The following is a 21,179-nucleotide window of genomic DNA, read 5'->3' as shown; positions in this document are numbered from 1 at the left end:
ACCAGCGTGTCCAGGGCCGAATACCGGACAGGCAATGCCATCACTCGAGGCGACTACCGACCTGCCCCGATCACCAACCGGGCTAGACCACCAACCGGGCTAGACCGCCCAGGCTCGCCCATCGACCAGGCAAATTGACCCCGCAGGCAGGGCGACCAGGTCAGATGCCTCATCAGGCCGGACAGCTGATGCGCTCGACCGGGCCGAGGCGGGCGGGCGGCGGACCCCCGTCAACGGAGACGGCAGCCAGCCGAACGGCCGTCGACCGACCACCCGACCCGGCCGCCTGCCGGACCGGCCCGCAGCCCGCAGCCCAAGATCAAAGGCTGCGGGTCCGCTGGCACTGCAGGACGCCTCAACGGACGTCGGACATCGCCTGTCGAAGCTCGCGAGGCAGTGCAAAGGTGATCTTCTCGTTGGCGGTGGTGACCTCTTCGACCTCGCCCCAGCCGCGTTCCGCCAGGTAGTCCAGGACGCCAAGCACCAAGACATCGGGCACCGACGCGCCGCTGGTCACACCGACCGTGGTGACACCGTCCAGCCAGCTCTCGTCGATCTCACGCGCGAAGTCGATCAGATACGCGGCGTCGGAGCCCGACTGCACCGCCACCTCGACGAGCCGCTTGGAGTTCGACGAGTTCTGCGAGCCGACGACCAGCACGAGTTCGCATTCGGCGGCCATCGCCTTGACGGCGACCTGCCTGTTCTGAGTGGCGTAGCAGATGTCGTCGGACGGCGGGTCGCGAAGCTCGGGGAAGCGCTCCTTGAGCTGGTCGACCCGCTCCATGGTCTCGTCGACGCTCAGGGTCGTCTGCGACAGCCAGATCACCTTGGACGGGTCGCGGACCTCGACCTTGGCGACGTCCTCAGGCCGGTCGACGAGCTGCACGTGATCTGGGGCCTCACCTGCGGTGCCCTCGACCTCCTCGTGCCCTTCGTGGCCGATCAGCAGGATGTCGTAGTCGTCTCGCGCGAAGCGCCTGGCCTCCTGGTGGACCTTGGTGACCAGCGGGCAGGTCGCGTCGATGGTGCGCAGCCCACGCCGCTCCGCCTCCTCATGGACGGCGGGCGAGACCCCGTGGGCGGAGAACACCACGAGGGCGCCCTCCGGGACCTCGTCGGTCTCGTCGACGAAGATCACTCCTCGGTCCTGCAGAGTCTGCACGACATGCTTGTTGTGCACGATCTCCTTGCGCACGTATACCGGGGCGCCGTAGGTGTCGAGGGCCTTCTCGACGGTGATCACCGCGCGGTCCACGCCCGCGCAGTAACCACGCGGCTTGGCCAGCAGCACACGTTTACGGGCGGTCGTCTCGGCCTGCTCCTCCGCAGGCTGACCTGCAGGCTGCGAGGAAGAGGCTTCTGGCGTCGAGGCGGTCATGGCCCCCAGCCTACGGACCTCCCCCGGTGGAGCCCACCCTGCCGCCTGGCGGTGATGACGCCGGTTTTGCCGGTTCGCGCTGTGCAGCCGCGCCCACCTACGGCACGCTGAGAGCATGACGAACTTGCCACTACCCGTTCGGCTGGCTGCGGGTCTGGCGGTGACCGCCGTCGAGCAGGCCCGCAGACTGCCCGAGCAGCTTGCGGGACTGCCGGTCACGGTGGTCAGTCAGGCCCTCGCCCTGTCGATGCGGGTCCAGCAGCAGGTGACCGAACTCGCCATCAAGGGCGACGAGGCACTGTCCGGGCTGCGCACCCCAGAGGAGAATCCCGAGTGGGCGACGTTCGACGAGGACCTGCCCGCCGATGACGTGCCGTCGGCGTTCCGGGCGGGCTCCCCCCGCCCGGACACCGATGACCACGATGCCGATGACGCCGGTCTCGGTGAGTCCGCCCTCAGCGACCCCGTTCTCGGTGACGTTCGCGCAGGCCGTGACGCTCGATCCGGCCGTGCGTCCACCCGGTCGTCGGCGGCCCCCACCGGCAGCAGCCGCGACGCAGGCAGCGACGGCGATGCGGACGCCGACCGCCCTGGTTCGCAGCGCAGCGATTCCGCCGGAGGCCGGTTCGCCGGGGCCGTGGTCCCCGAGGAGGACTCCCCGCACCCGTCCGATGCGCCCGTCACCGGCTACGACGCCTTCAGCCTCGCCCAGCTTAGGGGCAGGCTTCGGGGCTTCTCGCCGGAGCAGCTCAGGGCGCTGCTCGCCTACGAACAGGCGGGTGAGGCACGGCCCGCGTACGTCCGGATGCTGTCGAACCGACTGGTCACGGTGGGCGCCGAGTGACCCCGCCTGCCCCGCCGGACTCGGGAGCCTCGGGCCCTGCCTCCCCGTCCACGCCTGCCCCGCCCACCTCGCCTGCCGATCCCTGGCCGGTCCGCACCGTCGCCCGCAAGATCTCCGACTGGGTCAATCGCCTCGGCTCGGTCTGGGTGGAGGGTCAGATCACCCAGATCTCGGCACGCCCCGGCACCGGAACGGCGTTTCTGACCCTGCGTGATCCGGCTGCGGAGGTGTCGCTCACCCTGACCTGCCCCGCCGGGCTGGTGCGGTCGGCCAGCCCGCCGCTGACCGACGGCGCGCGCGTGGTCGTGCATGGTCAGCCGACGTTCTATCTCGGCAGGGGCACGCTGAGTCTGCGCGTGGACGAGATCAGGGCGGTGGGCATCGGCGAACTGCTGGCCCGCATCGAGCGACTACGCAGGCTGCTCGCCGCCGAAGGCATGTTCGATCCGGCGCGGAAGCGACGGCTGCCGTTCCTGCCGAATAAGGTCGGGCTGATCACCGGGCGGGCCTCGGCCGCCGAACACGATGTGATCACCAACGCCACCGCACGCTGGCAGTCGGTGCGTTTCGAAGTGCGCAACGTGGCGGTGCAGGGGACGACTGCGGTGCCACAGATCGTGACGGCCCTGCGTGAGTTGGACGCCGACCGGGACGTGGAGGTGATCGTGTTGGCACGCGGCGGCGGCAGTGTGGAGGATCTGCTGCCGTTCTCTGACGAGACGCTGTGTCGCGCCGTGGCGGCCTGCGGGACGCCCGTCGTCAGCGCGATCGGCCACGAGCCGGACACCCCGTTGGTGGATCACGTCGCAGATCTTCGCTGCTCGACCCCGACGGGGGCGGGGAAGCGGGTCGTGCCGGACATGGCGGAGGAGGTCGCGCGGATCAGCCTGCTGCGGGACCGAGGACGTCGGGCGCTGCACGGCTGGGTGGACCGGGAGACCCGGTTGCTGACCTCGCTGCGCAGTAGGCCGGTGTTGGCGTCTCCGCTCGCTCCACTGGCACATCGGGCGCAGGAAGTGGCAACATTGCGCGAGCGCAGCCTACGTGCGGTGCTGACGGGGTTGTCGACCGCGGATTCTGGTCTCGATGCGACCCGATCCCGATTGACCACTCTCGGACCCGCTGCCACATTGGCTCGTGGTTATGCGGTCGTACAACGTGTTGACGCGGATGGAGCTGCCGGGGTGCTCACATCCATCGCCGACGCCGCGCCGGAAACGGTGCTGCGGGTGCGGGTGGTCGACGGCGCGGTGCGAGCCGTCGTGACACAACCGACCGACAGCGGTGACCGGAGGTAGTGGTGCCCTACCCGGCGAGCAAGCCCACCTTTCTTCCCCTCACCTTGGCTGCGGTGAGGACCTCGACGACCGGGTCAGATGATCCCGCGAGAGCGCCCGCGGACGAGACGGTACGGCGTAGAGCAGAGGAGGCCGACCGCACGGCGGCCGACTGTTGGGTGGGACTGCTCGCCGGGTGTGACTCCCCGGCGCGTCGCGACCTGAGTGCTCGGCTCCTCGCGTTATCGACCGCGCTGTCCTCGGCCGCGGGCCAGGACCGATGGAACGACTCTGCGCACGGCAGGCGGGTCTCTGCGGCCGCGCTGCGCATCGGTGCGGCGGTCGAGGAGGGTGACGGCGAGGAGTTCGCGGAGGCCGTCAGCGGTTACGACCAGACCGTGGCCACCGCAGTGGTCTCCTTGGGGACGCGCCTGGGAAGCTCGACGGTGTGAGCGAACAAGACGAGCAGTCGACGGCCGACGCCGTGCAACCGGATGCCGAGCAGTCCGCGCTGGGCTACGAGCAGGCGCGAGACGAGCTGGCCGAAGTGGTGCGCAGGCTGGAGGCAGGCGGATTGTCGTTGGAGGACTCCCTGGCGTTGTGGGAGCGAGGCGAGGCCCTGGCCACCGTCTGCGAGCGGCGACTCGCGGGCGCGCGGGAACGCGTGGAGCGCGCCCTCGCCTCGGTGACGCCCCCCGACGACACCGAGCGCTGAGCGCCCGGACCAGGTGAGGCAGGCAGGGCAGACAGCCTGCCCGACCACCGGTCTCACGCCTTCTGATGCCGACGTCCGCCGAGCAGAGAGGTCCCGCGCACCGGACGGCAGGACTCTCTCGCGGACGATTCCGGCGACGGTGCGGTCGAGACGGCCACCGGGATGTCCTCGACGCTCCCGTCCTCGCGGTGGACGAGGTGCCCTCCGTCCCCACCGGTCGACGACAGGCACTCCGGCCCTCAGCGACAAGACACGACAGCGTCGGTATGGCGGTCCGACTCAGGCCGAACAGTGCGCTCGGACGGGTGATACGGAATTCTGGGCAATGATCGGCCGACGTCGGGCGTGGAGGTTCCGCCCGTGCCCGACAGCGACCCGCGCACGCACGATCTCGGAGGCGACACGGTCGAACCGGTCGCGGTGCAGGCATCGCCGCTCGATCGCGGTAGACCGTCATCACCCGATCTCCCTGGCGATCGTCACGGCAGGCTCGGTCCCGGACTCGGCCCGCGCGGGCAGCACCCGGGCCGCGTGTTGCTGCGCCTGCCTGACCGGCCGATGACAGGCTCGTTGCGGACTCACCCGACGACGAGGCCGACAGGCCCAGGTCCCGTGTATCCGGCAGTGTGAAACCACTTGGACGATCTCGGCGGTGCGGTGCGGTGCGGTGCGGTGCGCTGAGGTGCGGTCACAGTCACGGTGAAGCCTCGCCGCCCCCGCCGCCCGGAATCCGGCAGGCCGCTCGGTGATCAGCCCGGCAGGTTCGCAGCGGCGAACACCCGGACGCACCCCCCGGGCACACGCGAGCCCACCTGTTCGGGCGGGTCAGGACTACTCGCCCCAGCCGGGATTGCCGAACACCGGGCGGTGAACGCGCAACGCTCCCCGATTCGGATCAGCGCCCGGCAGCCGCACGAACACGTTGCCGTGCCCCAGCCGACCCCCCGACGTATCCAGCCCGCCGCGAATCTCCGGCGCAGCCACCCGGTCCGGCCAGGTCATGCCGGCCTGCGCAGCCATCTGACCAGCAGCGCAGCCACCTCGGACCGACACGGACACCGTGTCCGCCACAGGCACCGTGTCCGCCACAGGCACCGTGTCCGCCACAGGCAGTCGTCTCGGAGCGCCCCCCGAAGAGCGCTCCGAGACCGGTGCGAACCCCACTGGACGCCGGTGGCGGGCGCGGCGGGCGTCTCCCACCCCGCCGCGACCCGTCAGTCAGAGTCCCTGCTCAACCCGCAGACCTCGTCGAGACGACCTCCGCCGTCTCCTGCATCGGGTCCTACCTCTGGGCCCCTTCCGAGCTCTCACCAGGGTGCCCCTCCACCACGTCCTCCGTTTCCGAGACCGCGTCGCCGTCGCCGGGCGGGAACTGTCCGGCCGGAACCTCGATCTCTTCACAGGGCAAGACCTCGCCCTCGCCCATCGCGATCGAGAGGCTGCTGACGTCCTCCGAGCCAGTGGTCTCGATCACCAGCGAACGGCCGTTCTGGAAGTCCGCCGGATTGAGGGCGAAGCTGGCATAGGGCGTGCCGTCTTCACCCATCCCGATCTCGACCGAGGTCGCGCCCGGCGGGATTCCCTCAGCAGGCAGCCCTGCTTCTGGTGCTTCGTTCGCCTCGCCGTCGACGTTCGGTTCAGGCGAATTCTCTCCGCCTGCCGACGCGGTCACACCGTCCTCGCTGATGACCGCCCCCGACTCGCCGGGAAGAAGGCCGTGGTGAGCGTCGTCGGGGGCGCCGTGCATGGCGAACCTCGGCTGTCGACACATCATGCCGTCCGGCAGGTAGTCCACCGTGGCCGGAATCCCCGCCTCGGCGAGCGCGCTCTCCAACTCGTCGCCGTCCCGGAGATCCGAGATCTCGATGCGAACCATCCCGTCGTCCTGCTCCTCGACGGAGAAGGCGGCAGCGCTCGCGCCGCCCACTGTGAGCATCAAGGCCACGGCGCCGGTCGTTCCGACTGCGGTGAGGCCTGCGGCCGCCGCCAGTCGAGGACGTCGAACACGAGCGGCGAAGCCCGCTGCCGGTGTCACAGCGGTGACTGGCTGCCGACCGGCCTGCTCCGAGACCACCTGCTTCAGCTCGACGAGAAGACGCTCTTCGAATCGACGGGTGCCGTTCCGGTCACTGCTCATGTCCGTGCCTCCGCTGCGGTCGTCGTGGTGGTGGTGTTCGCGGTCGAGGACAGGTGGTTGCGCATCCGGCGGCGGGCGCGGTGCAGGCGCACCCTGGCCGCGACCGACGAGATGCCGAGGGCCCGCGCGGCGTCCGAGATCGACAACCCGTCGAGGGCCGTCAGTTCCAGGACCGCTCGCTCGCCGTCGGAGAGTCGGTCCATCCCGAGCATCAGCCTGCGTGCCGATGCCTCGGCATCGATCCGATCCACGAGTGCGGCGATGTCGTCCTCATCGGCGAGTTCGCGGCCCGCGATGCGACTCACCACGGCCAGCCCCCGTGCCCTGCGACGCCGGTCTGCCGAGACGACGTTGCGGGCCACCCCGAACAACCAGGCGGCCTCCCTACCACGGCGAGCCTGGTAGGTGTGGGCCGAGTGGATCACGGCGAGGAACACCTCGGCGGTCAGGTCGGCCGCGAGGTGCGGGTCGTCGACGCGACGGACGATGAACCGCTGGACCGAGTCCACGTGTGTTCGATAGAAGCGCTCAAAGGCGTCTTGATCGCGCGATAGTCGCGCAAGATCCGATTCGGATCGTTCTGCTGTCATTCCGTCACCCGATCGCCGTGGCCATTGACGACAGTTCTTGGTCGCGGACGGCGCCAGTGTTACCCGCACCGCGTCAGGCCCTCGAATCAGCGCACCGCACCTGCGGATCGACACTCATCCCACGCGGCGCAGGCGGGGCACCGTTCTGGCAGTACCGCCGCTGGTGAGGCGGGCAGGCTGCTCGTCGTCGCGGTCGGCGTGCCGAGCAGACGCCGCCGAAGCCCGGCCGAAGCCGAGGCAGGCACGCAAGGGGAACCGTTCACGCCGCAGGCGAGTATCCACTGGTCGGGCGGCAGTCAATCGGCCGCGCGTTCTCCCGGTGCTCCGGACGCAAGCCCGGCAGGCCGCGCAGGCAGGCCGAGCGGGGTGCGGTCGACACCGCACCGACGCTGCACGATGCGACCGGCGTCGATCGACGACCGAGATCGGCCCGCGGCGAGATCACCCCCGCCATCCGAATCGCCCAGTCGACAGCGTCAGCTCGTCGGAAGGACGTCCGCCGCGACGACGGCCTCCGCCAGGGTGTGGAAGTCCGCCTCCGTTCCGGTGCCGGTGAGGAGCACCAGACTGTCATCGAGTTCGGTCACCCACACCGTCTCATCGCGTTCACCCAGGTAATGGACCCATTCCGAGCCCGCCGAGGTCACCACGCCCTGCCCTGCCGCAGCCTGCCGAGTCTCATAGCCGACGAGGGTCCCCTCGTCCGCGTCGGACTGCGACAGTCGCAGATAGGCCCCCTCCGACGTCAGCCACCCGACGCGGACGGCGTGGCGGCCTGCGGGATCGATCTCGTTGACGCGCAGTGTCGTCGCCTGCCAGTCCGCCGGCGCCTCGGGCAGCCGCACCGGGAAGTCCACCCGGTCGGCCGCGCGGCCCAGCCCCTCGGCCACGTCGACCGTCGGCGCCGGGATGGCCGCCGGATCGGGTCCGGTGGGGCTGAACGAGCACCTGCCGAGCAGACCGGCTCCCAGCAGGATCAGCGTCGCGAGCAACAGCATCGATCCGACCATGTCCTTGCCGGTCAGCGACGCCCGATTCGGCTTCTGCAGCGGTGGCGGGGTCGTCTTCGGCGCTGTCACATCGCCCATCGTCTCAAGCGCCGAGGAGCCGACCGGCCCCGGTGCCGTCGACGACGCCGCAGGCAGGCCGGTGACGGCGGAAGGTGGGCGGGGCCGGGCGCAGCTGGGACGCCCTCCGCCGCCCAGGCGTCGCACGGAGCGAGCAAGGCCGATGCGTCGAGCACGGGTCCGGGCTGGCGGGGCGAGGACATCGCAGGCCCCCGACCTGCCGCCTGAACGACCCGCGATCCGGCGGTTCGCGACACCCGATGGCCTGAGGGAGCGCATCGATCGAGTGTGTCGCACCACCTTGTTCGATCCACTGCCACGTCCGCCCCCTACGGTCCTGTGATCTCTGCCAACATCGACCCACCCTCCTGCTCTGAATCGAGTAGGAACGCCATCTCGGGAGACGCCATGAGCACGCCGCCGCCCGCAGCAAACCAACTCGCCGAGCCGGACCCGGCCGCACCCCGCCCGGAGGCGCCGGACCGCAACCTCGCGATGGAACTGGTCCGCGTGACCGAGGCTGCGGCGATGGCCTCGGGCCGTTGGGTCGGCCGTGGCGACAAGATCGGGGGCGATCAGGCCGCCGTCGACGCGATGCGCAAGCTGATCGGCACCGTCTCGATGCGGGGCGTCGTCGTGATCGGCGAAGGGGAGAAGGACGAGGCCCCGATGCTGTTCAACGGCGAGAAGGTCGGCGACGGCAACGGACCCGACTGTGACGTGGCGGTCGACCCGATCGACGGGACGACGCTGATGGCCAAGGGCATGCCCAACGCCCTCGCCGTGCTGGCCGTGGCCGAACGAGGCGCGATGTACGACCCCTCGGCCGTCTTCTACATGGAGAAGCTGGCCGTCGGCCCGGAGGCGGCATCCTCGGTGGACATCGCCGCCCCCGTAGCGGAGAACATCCGTCGGGTGGCCAGGGCCAAGCAGATCGGCATCTCCGACGTCACCGTCTGCATCCTGGACCGGCCGCGCCACCAGGACCTGGTGCGCGAGGTGCGGGAGGCGGGCGCGCGGATCAGGTTCGTCTCCGACGGCGACGTCGCGGGCGCGATCGCGGCTGCCCGCCCCGGCACGGGGGTCGACCTGCTGCTGGGCATCGGCGGGACGCCGGAGGGGATCATCGCGGCGGCGGCGCTGAAGTGCCTCGGCGGGACCATGCAGGGCAGGCTGTGGCCGAGGGACGACGCGGAGCGGGCGAGGGCTGTCGAGGCCGGGCACGACCTGGATCGGGTGCTGGAGACCGATGATCTGGTGCGCGGTGACAACGTCTTCTTCTGCGCCACCGGCATCACCGACGGAGACCTGCTGCGCGGCGTCCACTACCGCGCAGGCGGCTGCACGACCCAGTCGATCGTGATGCGCTCGAAGTCGGGGACCGTGCGGCTGATCGACGGCTACCACCGGATCACCAAGCTCCGCGAGTACGCCTCGGTCGACTTCGGCTCGGCAGGCGAACAGCCGGACTATGAGGTGCCGCTGTCCTAAGCCGCAGCCGTCGGTGCGGAGGCTCGTTCGGACTGCCAGGCGGTCAGGGCCGCCGGCGGGTGATCGAGGCCCCCAGTGTTGGTGGCACCACGCCTCAGTGGCACCGCCGCCGTCGACGCCTCCACCTGCTCAGCCGGAGTAGGCCGATCGGACCATCGGCGCTGCTCCGTCCTTAGCCTTCTCAGCAGAGTTCAACAGAAAGATCACCAGGCCGGTTTCGATCAATTCTCCGCCAGGGACCTCAAGCGACAAGAAGATCTTGCCGCTTGAGGACTTGGAGGAAGAACGACGCAGGCAGCATCGTCTCCCGGACCGTCAGCAGGATCGGTCTCCAGCGCCAGGGGTCTGCACGATCATCAGTTTCGTCCTAGCCGCGATCGCGCCCCTGTTCTGTCCGATTCTGTTCGGGCCCGCAGCGTTCATCCTGGCGATCGTCGGCTACGCCAAGGCGACCGATCCCTCGCCAAGTGCGATACCGGTGGCGATCGCGGCCACGATCGCCGGTTTCGCCCTCGGCGCTCTGGTGTTCCACGCCATAGCCTGACCGTCACCCTCTCTTGATCACCGGCTGACCAGACCCGGCACCGCCGGATGAGATCGCCTCCGGCGGTGCCGCCCGCACACGACCACCACCCGGTTGCGACGCCAACCAGATCTTTACCGCCCTCTTTGACCCTGTCGACACAGGTTCGTTCACGAGAAGAGGGTTCATGCGACTCCGAAAGTCCGTCGCGGCGCTGTTCGCCGCCGCCGTCGCTCCCGTCTTGATCGCCACGGCGGGACCCGCCGGCGCGACCGAGGACGCCGACACGCGCACCTCCCCGGCCGTCGAGGCCGAGACGCAGGCCTCCGACGCAGACCGCATCGAGACGATGATCGTCGGCGGCCGGGATGCGACCCAGGACTACCCGTTCATCGCGACGCTGGTCCGTCCGGACGGCTCCCTCGGTTGCAGCGGCAGCCTGGTCGACGAGAACTGGGTCGTGACTGCGGCGCACTGCGTCTACGGCGGTAGGGCCGACGGCAGCAACCTGCGCGTGGGCAGCATCAACGGCCACGAGGGCGGCACCGTCGTCGACTTCACCGAGATCGTCATCCACCCGGACTACGACGACTCCGAGGTCACCCGCATCGACATGGACATCGCGCTGCTCCGCCTGGAGAGCCCGGTGCCCGACGCCCAGCCCATCACGCTGCAGGCACGTCGTCCCACCGACGACCAGTACGGTCTGCTGCTGGGCTGGGGACAGCAGTGCGCTGAGCCGGGCGGCTGCGGCCAGGCCGACATCCTCCAGGAACTGGACGTCCTGATCGACAACCGTCTCGGCTGCGAGAGCGGCTTCAACTCCGAGACCGAGCTCTGCCACGTGGCAGCAGCGGGCACCGGCCCCTGTTACGGCGACTCCGGCGGCCCGGTGCTGGCCGAGCGCAGCGGCTTCACCTACCTGGCGGGTCTCACCGCTCGGATGGGGTACCCCGGCGAGAACGGCGGCTCGCCCTGGTGCGGCGAGGGCGTGACGATCGCGACCGACGTCAGCGCCCACTACGGCTGGATCCAGTCGCACATCAGCGCCTGATCTTCATCCTGGGCAGGCGTGGCGGCCGCGCGATCCTCTCGGCCGTCACGCCTCGCTGGAATGTCCGGGGAAGAGATGCGCCTCGGGGTCGAGCGCGACCGCGATGTTGTTGACGGCGGTCGCGGCCTCGCCGAAGCCGGTGGCGATCAGCCGCACCTTTCCGCGATAGGACGCGATGTCCCCGGCCGCATAGACCCGCTCCATCGACGTCCGCATGGTGCTGTCGACCGGGATCGTCCGCTGATCGACGGTAATCCCCCAGGTCTCGATGGGCCCGAGATCGGCGACGAAGCCCAGGGCGGCGATCACCCGTTGGGCGGGCAGCGATCTGAGGTGACCGTCGGCGAGCCTGATCACCACCGCACTCAACCCGGCAGGGCCGTCGAGCAGCTCGTGCACCTCCGCGTCCGTGATGATCGGCACGCCCCGCTCGCGGACGGCCTGCACCATCGCCGGATGGGCCCGGAAGCGAGACCTCCGGTGGACCAGGGTGACGCTGCGGGCGATGGGATGCAGCGCCTCCGCCCAGTCGAACGCGGAGTCGCCACCTCCGACGACGACGATGTCCTCACCCTCGTGCGTCGTCGGTCGGGGCACGAAGTGCAGCACCGAGTCGCCGACGCGCTCCCCCGCACCGGGCAGCGGGCGGGGCCGAAACTCGCCGAGGCCCGCCGTGATCAGCACGGCACGGGCGTCGATCCGCATGCCGTCAGCGAGGCCCACCCGACTGCCGCCCGCAGGCAACGCAACCAGCGTGCGGGCCTGCCTGCCGAGCAGATACGCCGGGGCGCCCCGATCGGCCTGCGCCACGAGCGCCGCCACGAGATCGCGGCCGCGCACCGAGGGGAAGCCCGCGACGTCGAGGATCATCTTCTCCGGGTACATCGCGGTGATCTGGCCGCCCGGCTCCGGCAGCGCGTCCACGATCGCCACCGACAGCCCTCGGAAGCCCGCGTAGTACGCGGCGAAGAGTCCGGCCGGACCCGCGCCGAGCACCAGCAGATCGACCTCGTGGTCCCGGTCTGCCGCCATCGCCGCTCCGCTCCGAGCCTGTCCGCCGGCACTGTGGTGTGGACTACATCCAGGCTATGTGTTGGACGTCGCGGTGCCCAGCGATGCACCCAACCGGTACAAACAGGAGCCATGACAGAGCAGCAGAGTGGCGCTCCGGCCAACGACGGCGAGTTCCGCATCGAACACGACACCATGGGCGAGGTTCGGGTGCCCGCCGAAGCCCTGTGGCGAGCACAGACCCAGCGGGCCGTGGAGAACTTCCCGATCTCCGGACGAGGCCTGGAACGGGCCCAGATTCGGGCACTCGGGCTGCTCAAGGCCGCTGCAGGCCGGGTCAACGGCAGGCTCGGCGTGCTGGACGCAGACCTGGCCGAGGCCATCGCCGCAGCTGCGGGCGAGGTCGCGGACGGGCTGCACGACGCGCACTTCCCGATCGACGTCTTCCAGACCGGCTCCGGCACCTCGTCGAACATGAATGCAAACGAGGTCATCGCGACGCTCGCCACCCGGCACGCCGGACGTGATGTTCATCCCAACGATCACGTCAACGCCTCGCAGTCCTCGAACGACACGTTCCCCACCACGATCCGGGTCGCCGCGACCGAGGCGGTCGTGACGGACGTGATCCCCGCGCTGGAGCACCTGGCGTCGACGCTGAGCAAGCGGGCCGACGAGTGGGCCAGCGTGGTCAAGTCCGGCCGCACCCACCTCATGGATGCCGTGCCGATCACGCTCGGCCAGGAGACGGCGGCCTGGGCGGCCCAGGTCCGCTACGGCATCGAGCGGCTCCAGAGCAGCCTTCCCCGGCTGGGTGAGCTGCCGATCGGCGGCACGGCCGTGGGCACGGGGCTGAACGCTCCCGCCGGGTTCGGCGCGGCGGTGTCGGAGGAGTTGGCCGCGATCACCGGGCTGCCGCTGACCGAGGCGCGCGACCACTTCGAGGCGCAGGCCACTCAGGACGGGGTCGTCGAGGTCTCCGGGCAGCTCAAGACCGTCGCCGTCTCGCTGTTCAAGATCGCCAACGATCTGCGCTGGCTGGGCTCCGGCCCGAGGACCGGCCTGGCCGAGCTGCGGCTGCCGGACCTCCAGCCCGGTTCCTCGATCATGCCCGGCAAGGTCAACCCGGTCATCTCCGAGGCGACCATGATGGTGGTGGCGCAGGTGATCGGCAACGACGCCGCCGTGACCTTCGCAGGCTCGCAGGGCAACTTCCAGCTCAACGTGATGCTGCCGGTGATCGCCAGGAACGTGCTGGAGTCCTGCAGGCTGCTCGCGGCGGTGGCCCGCCTGCTCGCCGACAAGGTCGTGGTGGGCACCGAGGTCGACGAGGAGCGAGCCAAGGAGTACGCGGAGTCCTCGCCGTCCGTGGTGACCCCGCTGAACCGCTACATCGGCTACGAGGAGGCGGCCTCGATCGCCAAGCAGTCCCTCAAGGAGCGCAAGACGATCCGGGAGGTCGTGCTGGAACGCGGCCACGTCGAGGCGGGCAGCCTCACGCTGGAGCAGCTCGACGAGGCGCTCGACGTGCTGCGGATGACCAACAGCACCCGCTGATCTCTCCTGCTCGATCAGCGGCGAACGGGCCGGTCTGGGATCTGGCTGGAGATCAGATCGGCCCGTTCGCGCTGTCTGCGCAGGCAATGCTCAGCCGCGTCCGCCGCAGTGTCCGTGCCGATAGCGCTTCGGCAGCTCGAAGCCGTGCTCGGCGGCGACGCTGCGCAGCCGCCGGGGATAGTCGGTGATGATGCCGTCCACCCCGTCGTCGATCAGCTTGTGCATGGTGGCCTCGTCGTTGATGGTCCAGGGCACGACCTTCATGCCCGCTTCATGAGCCTCCTCGACCATCGCCCTGGTGGTGAAGGGGACGTAGTCCGGGTCACCGACGACACCGTGCTGCGGGGTGCCGTGCACCGGGGACAGTGCGCCGGCTCCGAAGGACCGGGCGGCCTGGACCGGGCTGCCGCCGAAGTCGTCGATGTCGAGGCCGCCGAGCCACGGCGACCGGCCGGGCTCGCCGACCTGGAGGAAGTTCGGCTCGGTCAGGGCGATCAACGGCAGTCGGGGTTCGATTCGCCGCATGAGCATCAGTGCGCCCCAGTCGAAGCTCTGGATCGTGGTGCGGCGCAGCATCCCCGCCCGGCGGATCTCGCGGGCGGCGACGCGGACGAACTCCTCGCGCGGCGCGGTCTCCTCAGGGGCGCCTGCCTCCACCTTGGTCTCGATGTTGAAGCGCACGTCGTGTGCCCCGTATCGGCGGACGAGCTGGAAGACCTCGCGCAGGGTCGGCATCGTCTCGCCGGGCCTCGGCCGCTGTTCCGGATAGTCCGGCTGAGTCTGCGATCCGCAGTCGAGCGTGCGCACCTGCGCGAAGGTGAGCGTGTGCACGTACTTGCCCGCGTAGGGGAAGTCGGGGTCGCCCTCGACCACCGGCGCCGTGTCCCGGCACTTCGCCGGGTTGATCAGCCGATCATGGGTGACGACCTCGCGACCGTCCTCGGTGATCTGGATGTCGAGTTCCAGCGTCGTCACGCCGATGCGCAGGGCGTTCTCGAACGCGGGCAGGGTGCCTTCTGGCAGGTAGGCCATCCCGCCGCGATGAGCCTGGATGTCGAACGACCTGCGGTGTACGCCGCCCGCCGCGTCGGCCTCGCCCGCGATCTGTTCGGCCGCCCGATCGGCACCGGCCGCGTCCGCCGCCGAGCCACGGGTCTGCCCGACGGCTGCCTGCCCGACGCCCGAGGTGAAGAGCACCGCGCCGACCAGCAATGACACCGTGAGCGTTGATGTTCTGACCATCGACGAGTCCCTTCGTGCCGTGGAGAGGCGCCGCGAGTCTGCCGCGCCTGCCTCGCGAGCGTGACAGCGTCACCCGACGACGAGATGGACGTCGGGTTAGCGGAGTACGACGCCCATGCCGCGCGGCGGGACTGCTCTGCGACCTCGTCGCGGCCTCGGCCGGATCGCCGTCCTCGAGGCCGCCGGGCGGCGGTGCACACGTCATTCCGGACGACTCGTCGGCGGGCGCGCACCGAGCGGCCCTGGAGGACCGGTGCGGCCTCGGCTGCCGCAGAGAGCCGGACGACGGCCTCCGCCCGAGGCGACCCGGACGATCTCGGCCCCGGACGATCCTCGCAGACCGGCCGCGCCCCCGATGGAACTCGACGCGTCGCATCCGTGAGCGGGGCCGCCGCCCGGTTCAGCACGGCCCGACGCGACACGGGCCCGACTCGACACGGCTCGACCACCGGCCCTCCTACTCGGTCCCGCCGCCTCCGCCCTGATCGCCTCAGCACGCCCCGTCGCCGCCTCGGCGAGGTCGACGCACCCCCAGCCCGAGTACGCAGCCGAGGGCGACCAGGACCGCGCCGAGCAGCGCCGAAGCCGCGAGCTCCTGCGCACCCAGCAGCACCGCAACCCCCAACCCGGCCACCGGCATGGCGCCGATCAGCACCGACGCGCGATCGGCGCCGACCGTCGACACACAGTGGAACCACCAGCCGAAGGCCACCGCGGTGACCAGCACGCCCAGCACCAGCAGGGCGACGGCCTCGGCCGGGTAGGGAAGCCGCCAGGCCGCAGGCCCTTCGGCGACCACACTGACCAGCCCCGCACCGATCGCGGCAACCGCACAGGCGTACGCCGCCGTCGCCATCGCCCCGAGTCGACGAAGGGGTCCGACCGCGAACAACGTGAAGGCGGCCTCACCAGCCAACGCGAGACCGGCCAGCAGCAGACCCGGCCCCTGCCAGGAGCCGCCGCCGGAGAGCACCGCCGCCCCGACGACCACCAGCGCGGCGCCGAGGATCACCGCCCGGCCCGGCCGCCGTCCCGCGATCAGCGGAGCGAGGATGCCGATCAGCAACGGGGCCGACCCGACCATGGCGGCCACCAGACCGGGATCGGCATGTCGCTGGGCGAGCAGCACGAAGATGCTGAAGCCCACCATGCCGAACGCGGCCACCGCCGCGAGGGCGAGCAGGTCGCGCGCGCCGGGCACCGGCAGGCGCCACCCGCGCCGCGCCCGATCCTCCGCGCCCCGATCTGCCTGCCTGCGGTCGGCAGGCCCTCGATCACCGGGGCTGCGGCCTCGCAGCAGCAGCCGGCCGAGCAGGCAGAGCGCTCCGATCAGGTATCGCAGCGACTGGGCGGCGAAGAGCGGATAGTCGTCGAGCAGGCCGGTGATCGGCACGGAGCCGCCGACCAGGACGATGCCCGCCAGCCCCAGCCCGACGGCGGCGCCGGGGGAACGGGCCGAGCGGGGCGCTGCGGGTGGCACGAGGGCTCCGGCGGTCATGGCGCCAGCGTGTCCGGCGAGTGGTCCAGAGATAAGGTCCACTCCCATGCGTGCAGAATGGACCACTCTGCGGGAGCTGCTGCTGCCCGAGATGTCCACGGCGACCAGGGGCCGCCGAGAGCGAACCTTGGAGGCCGCGCTCCGGGACGGCGTCCGCGTCGGACGACTCGCCGCCGGAACTCGGCTGCCGTCCAGCCGGGATCTCGCCGCACAGCTCGGACTGGCCCGAGGAACCGTCACCAGTGCCTACACCCAGCTCGTGGCCGAGGGATACCTGATCGCCGTCCGAGGATCGGGCACCTCGGTGGCCAGGGTGGTGGATGAGGGCGCCGAACCGTCGCAGGTCGCAGGCCCGCGTGCCGCGCAGCAGACCTGGGACCTGCGGCCGGGCCTGCCCGCGCTCTCCGCCTTCCCCCGCGCGGCCTGGGTGGCGGCGGTGCGGGCCGGCCTCGCCGAGCTGCCGGACCATGCTCTCGGCTATCCCGATCCGGTCGGCCTGCGCGCTCTCCGGGAGGAACTCGCCGCCTATCTGGGACGCGTGCGCTCCGTGCACGCCGATCCGGCCGAAGTGATCATCACGAAGGGTGCGGCCGAGGGATTCTCCCTGCTCGCGGCCCACCTGTCCGACCACGGTCATCGAGAGATCGCCGTGGAGGACCCCGGCCATCCGGGACAGCCCCGGCTGTTCGCGGGGTCCGGCCTGTCGGTGGTGCCGATCCCGGTCGACGAGGACGGGCTTCGCGTGGACGTGCTGGCCGCGACCTCGGCCCGCGCAGTACTGGTCACCCCCGCACATCAGTTTCCGCTCGGCGTGGCGCTGGCTCCGCAGCGCAGGCTGGCGCTGGTGGAGTGGGCACGCCGGGTGAACGGCCTGATCCTGGAGGACGACTACGACGCCGAGCACCGCTATGACCGGCCCGCCATCGGCGCGATGCGATCGTTGGCCCCCGGCCACGTCGCCTATCTGGGCAGCGTGTCCAAGACCCTGGCCCCTGCCCTGCGTCTCGGCTGGCTCGTCACGCCCCTCGGCATCCGGGACGACCTGGCGCGCATCAAGCTGTTGCGCGATCTCGGCTCCAGCACGATCGATCAGGCGGCGTTGGCCCGGCTGGTGCGTGACGGCGGTTACGACCGGCATCTGCGTCGCACCCGGCGCATCAACCGTCATCGCCGGGACACCCTGGTCGAGGCGCTGGCGAACCGGCTGCCGGGCTGGCGGGTGGTCGGCCCTTCCGCCGGTCTGCACCTGGTGGCCAGGCTGCCCGACGGCGTCGACGACCGCAGGCTGAGCAGTGCGCTGGCTCGGGCGGGCGTGCTCGTTCCGCCGCTCTCCGACTATCTGCGCGGCCTGCCGCCCTCGGTGCTGTTCCCCGGCCTGGTCCTCGGCTACGCGGGGCTGACCCCGGACCGGCTGCGCGAGGCGGTGCAGGTCGTCGCGACGGTGTCCGAGGGGGCGGACGGATCCGGTCCCGGCCCACGGCGGATCGGACACCCCGGGGTCGACGGCCCGTAAGCTTCCGGTGTGCAGTTCCTTGACGGACACCGCCCCGCCCACGACCTGACCTACGACGATCTCTTCCTCGTGCCTCGACGTTCCGGGGTCGAGTCTCGCTTCGACGTGGACCTGTCGACGTCGGACGGCACCGGGACGACGCTGCCCCTGGTGGTGGCCAACATGACGGCGGTGGCAGGCAGGCGGATGGCCGAGACCGTCGCCCGACGCGGTGGTCTGGTGGTGCTGCCGCAGGACGTGGCGCCCGCCGCAGTCGCGGAGATCGTCGACTGGGTGAAGCACCGGCACCCGGTGTGGGACACGGCCCTGGTGCTACGCACCGACGACTCGGTGGCCGACGCGCTCAATCTGCTGCCCAAGCGCGCGCACGGCCTCGTCGTGGTCGTCGACGACGATCAGCGACCGGTGGGCACCGTCGACGAGGCGGCTTGCACGGGAGTGGACCGGTTCACCCGGCTCGGCGAGGTGCTCGACACGGAGCTGGTGGTCGTGCCCACCGGAACCGAGCCGCGCGAGGTCTTCGACCGGCTGCACGGCAGGCAGGCGACCGCCGCGTTGTCGGTCGACTCCGACGGACGGCTCGTGGGAGTGCTGACCGGCCTCGGCGCGCTGCGCGCAGGCATCTATCAACCCGCCCTGGACGCGGCGGGACGCCTCCGGGTCGCGGCGGCGGTCGGGGTGAACGGCGACGTGGCCGCGAAGGCAGCTGCGCTGCTGGCGGCCGGGGTGGACACCCTCGTCGTGGACACCGCGCACGGGCATCAGGAGAAGATGCTCAGCGCGCTGAAGGCGGTTCGGGCGCTGGACCCGCAGGTCCCGCTCGTGGCGGGCAACGTCGTGACCGCGGAGGGCGTCCGCGACCTGGTCGAGGCGGGAGCCGATGTGATCAAGGTCGGCGTCGGTCCCGGCGCGATGTGCACGACGCGGATGATGACCGGCGTCGGCAGGCCGCAGTTCTCCGCCGTCGCCGAGTGCGCCGCCGAGGCGCGTGCGCTCGGCAGGCACGTCTGGGCGGACGGCGGAGTCCGGCATCCGCGCGACGTCGCATTGGCCCTGGCGGCGGGGGCCTCCTCCGTGATGATCGGCTCGTGGTTCGCAGGCACCTACGAATCGCCCGGCGACCTGCGCCGCGACGAGTCCGGCCGCGCGTACAAGGAGTCGTTCGGCATGGCCTCCAAGCGTGCCGTCGGTGCCCGCACGCGCACCGACAGCGCGTTCGACCGGGCCAGGAAGGGTCTGTTCGAGGAGGGCATCTCCAGTTCGCGGATGCTGCTGGACCCGAAGCGGCCCGGCGTCGAGGACCTGATCGACGAGATCTCCTCCGGTGTCCGCTCCGCCTGCACCTACGCGGGCGCGCAAACCCTGAAGGAGTTCCACGAGCGGGCGCTGCTGGGCATCCAGTCCGCGGCCGGCTTCGCCGAGGGTCGCCCGCTGCCCGCCGGGTGGTGATCGGGCGGGGCCACGACCCCGCCGATATCTGAGGCCGGTAGGTGATCCCTGCTGTCCTGTTGCGCAGGGCAGGCGCCGCGCTGGCCCCGCGCAACAGGAAACTGGGGATCAAAGACAGGCTCTGAGACCACCCGCCGAACCCGGGGACGTCACGGGGCCGGACCTGCGTGACGCCGGCGCGAAGGAGGCACCGGCGTCACGACGGGGAGTTCCGGCTAGAGCGGCGAGTCCCCCTCCAGCATCTCGGTCACCAGGGCCGCGATCGGCGATCGCTCCGAGCGCGTGAGCGTGACGTGGGCGAACAGCGGATGGCCTTTGAGCTTCTCGATCACCGCCGCGACACCGTCGTGCCTGCCCACGCGGAGGTTGTCCCGCTGCGCCACGTCATGGGTGAGCACCACCCGCGAATTGCTGCCCAGCCGCGACAGCACGGTGAGCAGCACGTTGCGTTCCAGGGACTGGGCCTCGTCGACGATGACGAAGGAGTCGTGCAGTGACCGGCCTCGGATGTGGGTCAGCGGCAGGACCTCCAGCATCCCCCGATCCACCACCTCGTCGATCACGTGCTGCCCCGCCAGGGCGCCGAGGGTGTCGAACACCGCCTCGGCCCACGGCTGCATCTTCTCGCTCTCGCTGCCGGGCAGGTAGCCGAGCTCCTGACCGCCGACCGCATAGACCGGTCGGAAGACCACCACCTTCCGATGCTGCGACCGTTCCAGCACCGATTCCAGCCCCGCGCACAGCGCCAGCGCCGACTTGCCGGTGCCTGCCCTGCCGCCCAGCGACACGATCCCGATCTCCGGATCGAGCAGGAGGTCGAGCGCGATCCGCTGCTCGGCCGAGCGACCCCGCAGGCCGAAGGCCTCTCGGTCGCCTCGGACCAGCCGGACTCGCTTCTCCGCCGTCACCCTGGCCAGTGCACTGCCCGTTCCCGAGAGCAGCCGGAGTCCCGTGTTGCACGGCATGTCCCGTGCCTCGTCCAGATCCACGGTCCCCTCTTTGAAGAGGGCGTCGATCAGCTCGTGCTCGACGTCCAGATCGGCCATCCCGGTCCACCCGGAAGGGGCCACGTTCTGCGCCCGGTACTCGTCGGCGACCAGTCCGACGGAGCCCGCCTTCACCCGGAGGGGCATGTCCTTGGTCACCAGGGTGACCCGCCTGCCCTCCGCCGCGAGATTCAACGCGCAGGCGAGGATGCGTGCATCACCGGAATCGGTGCGAAAGCCCGGCGGCAGGACCGTGGGATCGGTGTGGTTCAGCTCGACGTGCAGTGTGCCGTCGGCCTCCCCGACGGGGATCGGACGATCCAGCCGCCCGTGGCGGAGCCGCAGGTCGTCCAGGAGTCGAAGCGCCTCGCGGGCGAACCAGCCCAGTTCGGGATGGTGCCGCTTGCCCTCCAGCTCACTGATCACCACCAGCGGCAGGACCACGGAATGCTCGGCGAACCTGGTGATCGCCCAGGGATCGGACAAGAGGACCGACGTGTCGAGCACGTAGGTGGCGGTGCGATCCTTCGTGCGGGTCCCGCGTGCGCGGGTGGCCCGCCTGGCGGGTTCGGCCGTCACCTCCGGGGTGTTCGACACGCTGCTGGAGGTACGGCTGGCGGACCGCCTCGAAGAACGGGGTGCAGTCACGGCAACTCCCTAGCGACCACGGCGACGCGGCCGCATCTCGGTGGGCCGGGCGCGCTCGGCGACCGTTCGGGTACGCCGTCGCCGTCCGCAACGGACACCGGCGGACGAGAGACCGCCCCGTGTCCGCCCCGAACGACCGGATCGGCAGGGCTGCCGCCTGCCATCCGCTGTCGTACCCGTCAAAGCCACGACGTGA

At 70.8% G+C, this 21,179-nt stretch carries 20 protein-coding genes; 10 read left to right on the top strand and 10 right to left on the bottom strand.

Annotated elements, in window-relative coordinates; all coding sequences use genetic code 11:
* Positions 1 to 355: 355 nt before the first annotated feature.
* Complete coding sequence (locus tag UA74_RS04195) at positions 356 to 1,381, bottom strand: 4-hydroxy-3-methylbut-2-enyl diphosphate reductase (RefSeq protein WP_075739073.1); 1,026 nt, start codon at positions 1,379 to 1,381, stop codon at positions 356 to 358.
* Positions 1,382 to 1,496: 115 nt separating this feature from the next.
* On the opposite strand from UA74_RS04195, the gene UA74_RS04190 reads away from it, so the two are divergent.
* The 4 genes from UA74_RS04190 to UA74_RS04175 are packed head-to-tail and all read left to right on the top strand — an operon-like array spanning position 1,497 to position 4,217.
* Positions 1,497 to 2,225, top strand: a complete 729-nt coding sequence (locus tag UA74_RS04190) for a lipid droplet-associated protein (protein ID WP_075763823.1) — start codon at positions 1,497 to 1,499, stop codon at positions 2,223 to 2,225.
* Positions 2,222 to 3,523, top strand: coding sequence for an exodeoxyribonuclease VII large subunit (xseA, locus tag UA74_RS04185; RefSeq protein WP_075739070.1), 1,302 nt, complete (start codon positions 2,222 to 2,224; stop codon positions 3,521 to 3,523). Before UA74_RS04190 ends, xseA begins: the two co-directional genes overlap by 4 nt.
* A 53-nt stretch (positions 3,524 to 3,576) precedes the next feature.
* Positions 3,577 to 3,954: a sugar ABC transporter substrate-binding protein gene (locus UA74_RS04180; RefSeq protein ID WP_157433984.1), complete on the top strand. Its 378-nt coding sequence runs from the start codon at positions 3,577 to 3,579 to the stop codon at positions 3,952 to 3,954.
* Positions 3,951 to 4,217, top strand: a complete 267-nt coding sequence (locus UA74_RS04175) for an exodeoxyribonuclease VII small subunit (RefSeq protein ID WP_157433983.1) — start codon at positions 3,951 to 3,953, stop codon at positions 4,215 to 4,217. The genes UA74_RS04180 and UA74_RS04175 overlap by 4 nt, the downstream gene beginning before the upstream one ends.
* Before the next feature lie 456 nt (positions 4,218 to 4,673).
* Here UA74_RS04175 and UA74_RS33970 read toward each other — a convergent pair whose 3' ends face one another.
* The 5 genes from UA74_RS33970 to UA74_RS04150 form a co-directional block, all read right to left on the bottom strand.
* Positions 4,674 to 4,799, bottom strand: a complete 126-nt coding sequence (locus tag UA74_RS33970) for a hypothetical protein (protein ID WP_257787499.1) — start codon at positions 4,797 to 4,799, stop codon at positions 4,674 to 4,676.
* Positions 4,800 to 5,048: 249 nt separating this feature from the next.
* The gene (locus tag UA74_RS31485) at positions 5,049 to 5,219 is read right to left on the bottom strand and encodes a hypothetical protein (RefSeq protein WP_157442148.1); all 171 of its coding nucleotides are present in this window, start codon (positions 5,217 to 5,219) and stop codon (positions 5,049 to 5,051) included.
* 280 nt (positions 5,220 to 5,499) lie between these two features.
* Complete coding sequence (locus tag UA74_RS04165) at positions 5,500 to 6,354, bottom strand: hypothetical protein (RefSeq protein ID WP_075739066.1); 855 nt, start codon at positions 6,352 to 6,354, stop codon at positions 5,500 to 5,502.
* Positions 6,351 to 6,944 (bottom strand): RNA polymerase sigma factor, encoded by a 594-nt coding sequence (locus UA74_RS04160; RefSeq protein WP_075739064.1) that lies wholly within the window; start codon positions 6,942 to 6,944, stop codon positions 6,351 to 6,353. The genes UA74_RS04165 and UA74_RS04160 overlap by 4 nt, the downstream gene beginning before the upstream one ends.
* A gap of 476 nt (positions 6,945 to 7,420) precedes the next feature.
* Complete coding sequence (locus UA74_RS04150) at positions 7,421 to 8,023, bottom strand: DUF4245 domain-containing protein (RefSeq protein WP_198042917.1); 603 nt, start codon at positions 8,021 to 8,023, stop codon at positions 7,421 to 7,423.
* A gap of 396 nt (positions 8,024 to 8,419) precedes the next feature.
* Between UA74_RS04150 and glpX the strand changes: the two genes are divergently transcribed.
* From glpX to UA74_RS04135, 3 genes are all read left to right on the top strand, one after another.
* Positions 8,420 to 9,502, top strand: a complete 1,083-nt coding sequence (gene glpX / locus UA74_RS04145; protein WP_075739058.1) for a class II fructose-bisphosphatase — start codon at positions 8,420 to 8,422, stop codon at positions 9,500 to 9,502.
* A gap of 259 nt (positions 9,503 to 9,761) precedes the next feature.
* Positions 9,762 to 10,046 (top strand): hypothetical protein, encoded by a 285-nt coding sequence (locus UA74_RS04140; RefSeq protein ID WP_157433981.1) that lies wholly within the window; start codon positions 9,762 to 9,764, stop codon positions 10,044 to 10,046.
* Positions 10,047 to 10,212: 166 nt separating this feature from the next.
* Positions 10,213 to 11,079, top strand: a complete 867-nt coding sequence (locus UA74_RS04135; protein ID WP_075739054.1) for a S1 family peptidase — start codon at positions 10,213 to 10,215, stop codon at positions 11,077 to 11,079.
* A gap of 45 nt (positions 11,080 to 11,124) precedes the next feature.
* Here the strand turns inward: UA74_RS04135 and UA74_RS04130 are convergent, their stop codons facing one another.
* Positions 11,125 to 12,111, bottom strand: coding sequence for an NAD(P)/FAD-dependent oxidoreductase (locus UA74_RS04130; protein WP_075739052.1), 987 nt, complete (start codon positions 12,109 to 12,111; stop codon positions 11,125 to 11,127).
* A gap of 111 nt (positions 12,112 to 12,222) precedes the next feature.
* On the opposite strand from UA74_RS04130, the gene UA74_RS04125 reads away from it, so the two are divergent.
* A complete protein-coding gene (locus UA74_RS04125; protein ID WP_075739050.1) occupies positions 12,223 to 13,647 on the top strand; it encodes a class II fumarate hydratase in 1,425 nt (474 codons plus the stop codon).
* A 90-nt stretch (positions 13,648 to 13,737) separates the two neighbouring features.
* Here the strand turns inward: UA74_RS04125 and UA74_RS04120 are convergent, their stop codons facing one another.
* Both UA74_RS04120 and UA74_RS04115 read right to left on the bottom strand, forming a co-directional pair.
* Complete coding sequence (locus UA74_RS04120) at positions 13,738 to 14,889, bottom strand: glycerophosphodiester phosphodiesterase (protein WP_083682904.1); 1,152 nt, start codon at positions 14,887 to 14,889, stop codon at positions 13,738 to 13,740.
* 490 nt (positions 14,890 to 15,379) lie between these two features.
* Positions 15,380 to 16,387 carry an EamA family transporter gene (locus tag UA74_RS04115; protein WP_083682903.1) on the bottom strand — a complete coding sequence of 336 codons (1,008 nt, stop codon included), beginning with the start codon at positions 16,385 to 16,387 and terminating at the stop codon, positions 15,380 to 15,382.
* Between the two features lie 46 nt (positions 16,388 to 16,433).
* On the opposite strand from UA74_RS04115, the gene pdxR reads away from it, so the two are divergent.
* Complete coding sequence (gene pdxR, locus UA74_RS04110; RefSeq protein ID WP_075763821.1) at positions 16,434 to 17,900, top strand: MocR-like pyridoxine biosynthesis transcription factor PdxR; 1,467 nt, start codon at positions 16,434 to 16,436, stop codon at positions 17,898 to 17,900.
* Between the two features lie 9 nt (positions 17,901 to 17,909).
* A complete protein-coding gene (locus UA74_RS04105; RefSeq protein ID WP_075739046.1) occupies positions 17,910 to 19,349 on the top strand; it encodes a GuaB1 family IMP dehydrogenase-related protein in 1,440 nt (479 codons plus the stop codon).
* Between the two features lie 215 nt (positions 19,350 to 19,564).
* Here the strand turns inward: UA74_RS04105 and UA74_RS04100 are convergent, their stop codons facing one another.
* Positions 19,565 to 20,842, bottom strand: a complete 1,278-nt coding sequence (locus tag UA74_RS04100; protein WP_232237796.1) for a PhoH family protein — start codon at positions 20,840 to 20,842, stop codon at positions 19,565 to 19,567.
* Between the last annotated feature and the right edge of the window lie 337 nt (positions 20,843 to 21,179).

It is taken from the genome of Actinoalloteichus fjordicus, assembly GCF_001941625.1.
In the GTDB taxonomy this organism is placed as follows: domain Bacteria; phylum Actinomycetota; class Actinomycetes; order Mycobacteriales; family Pseudonocardiaceae; genus Actinoalloteichus_A; species Actinoalloteichus_A fjordicus.
This window is presented reverse-complemented; position numbering and strand designations above follow the sequence as displayed.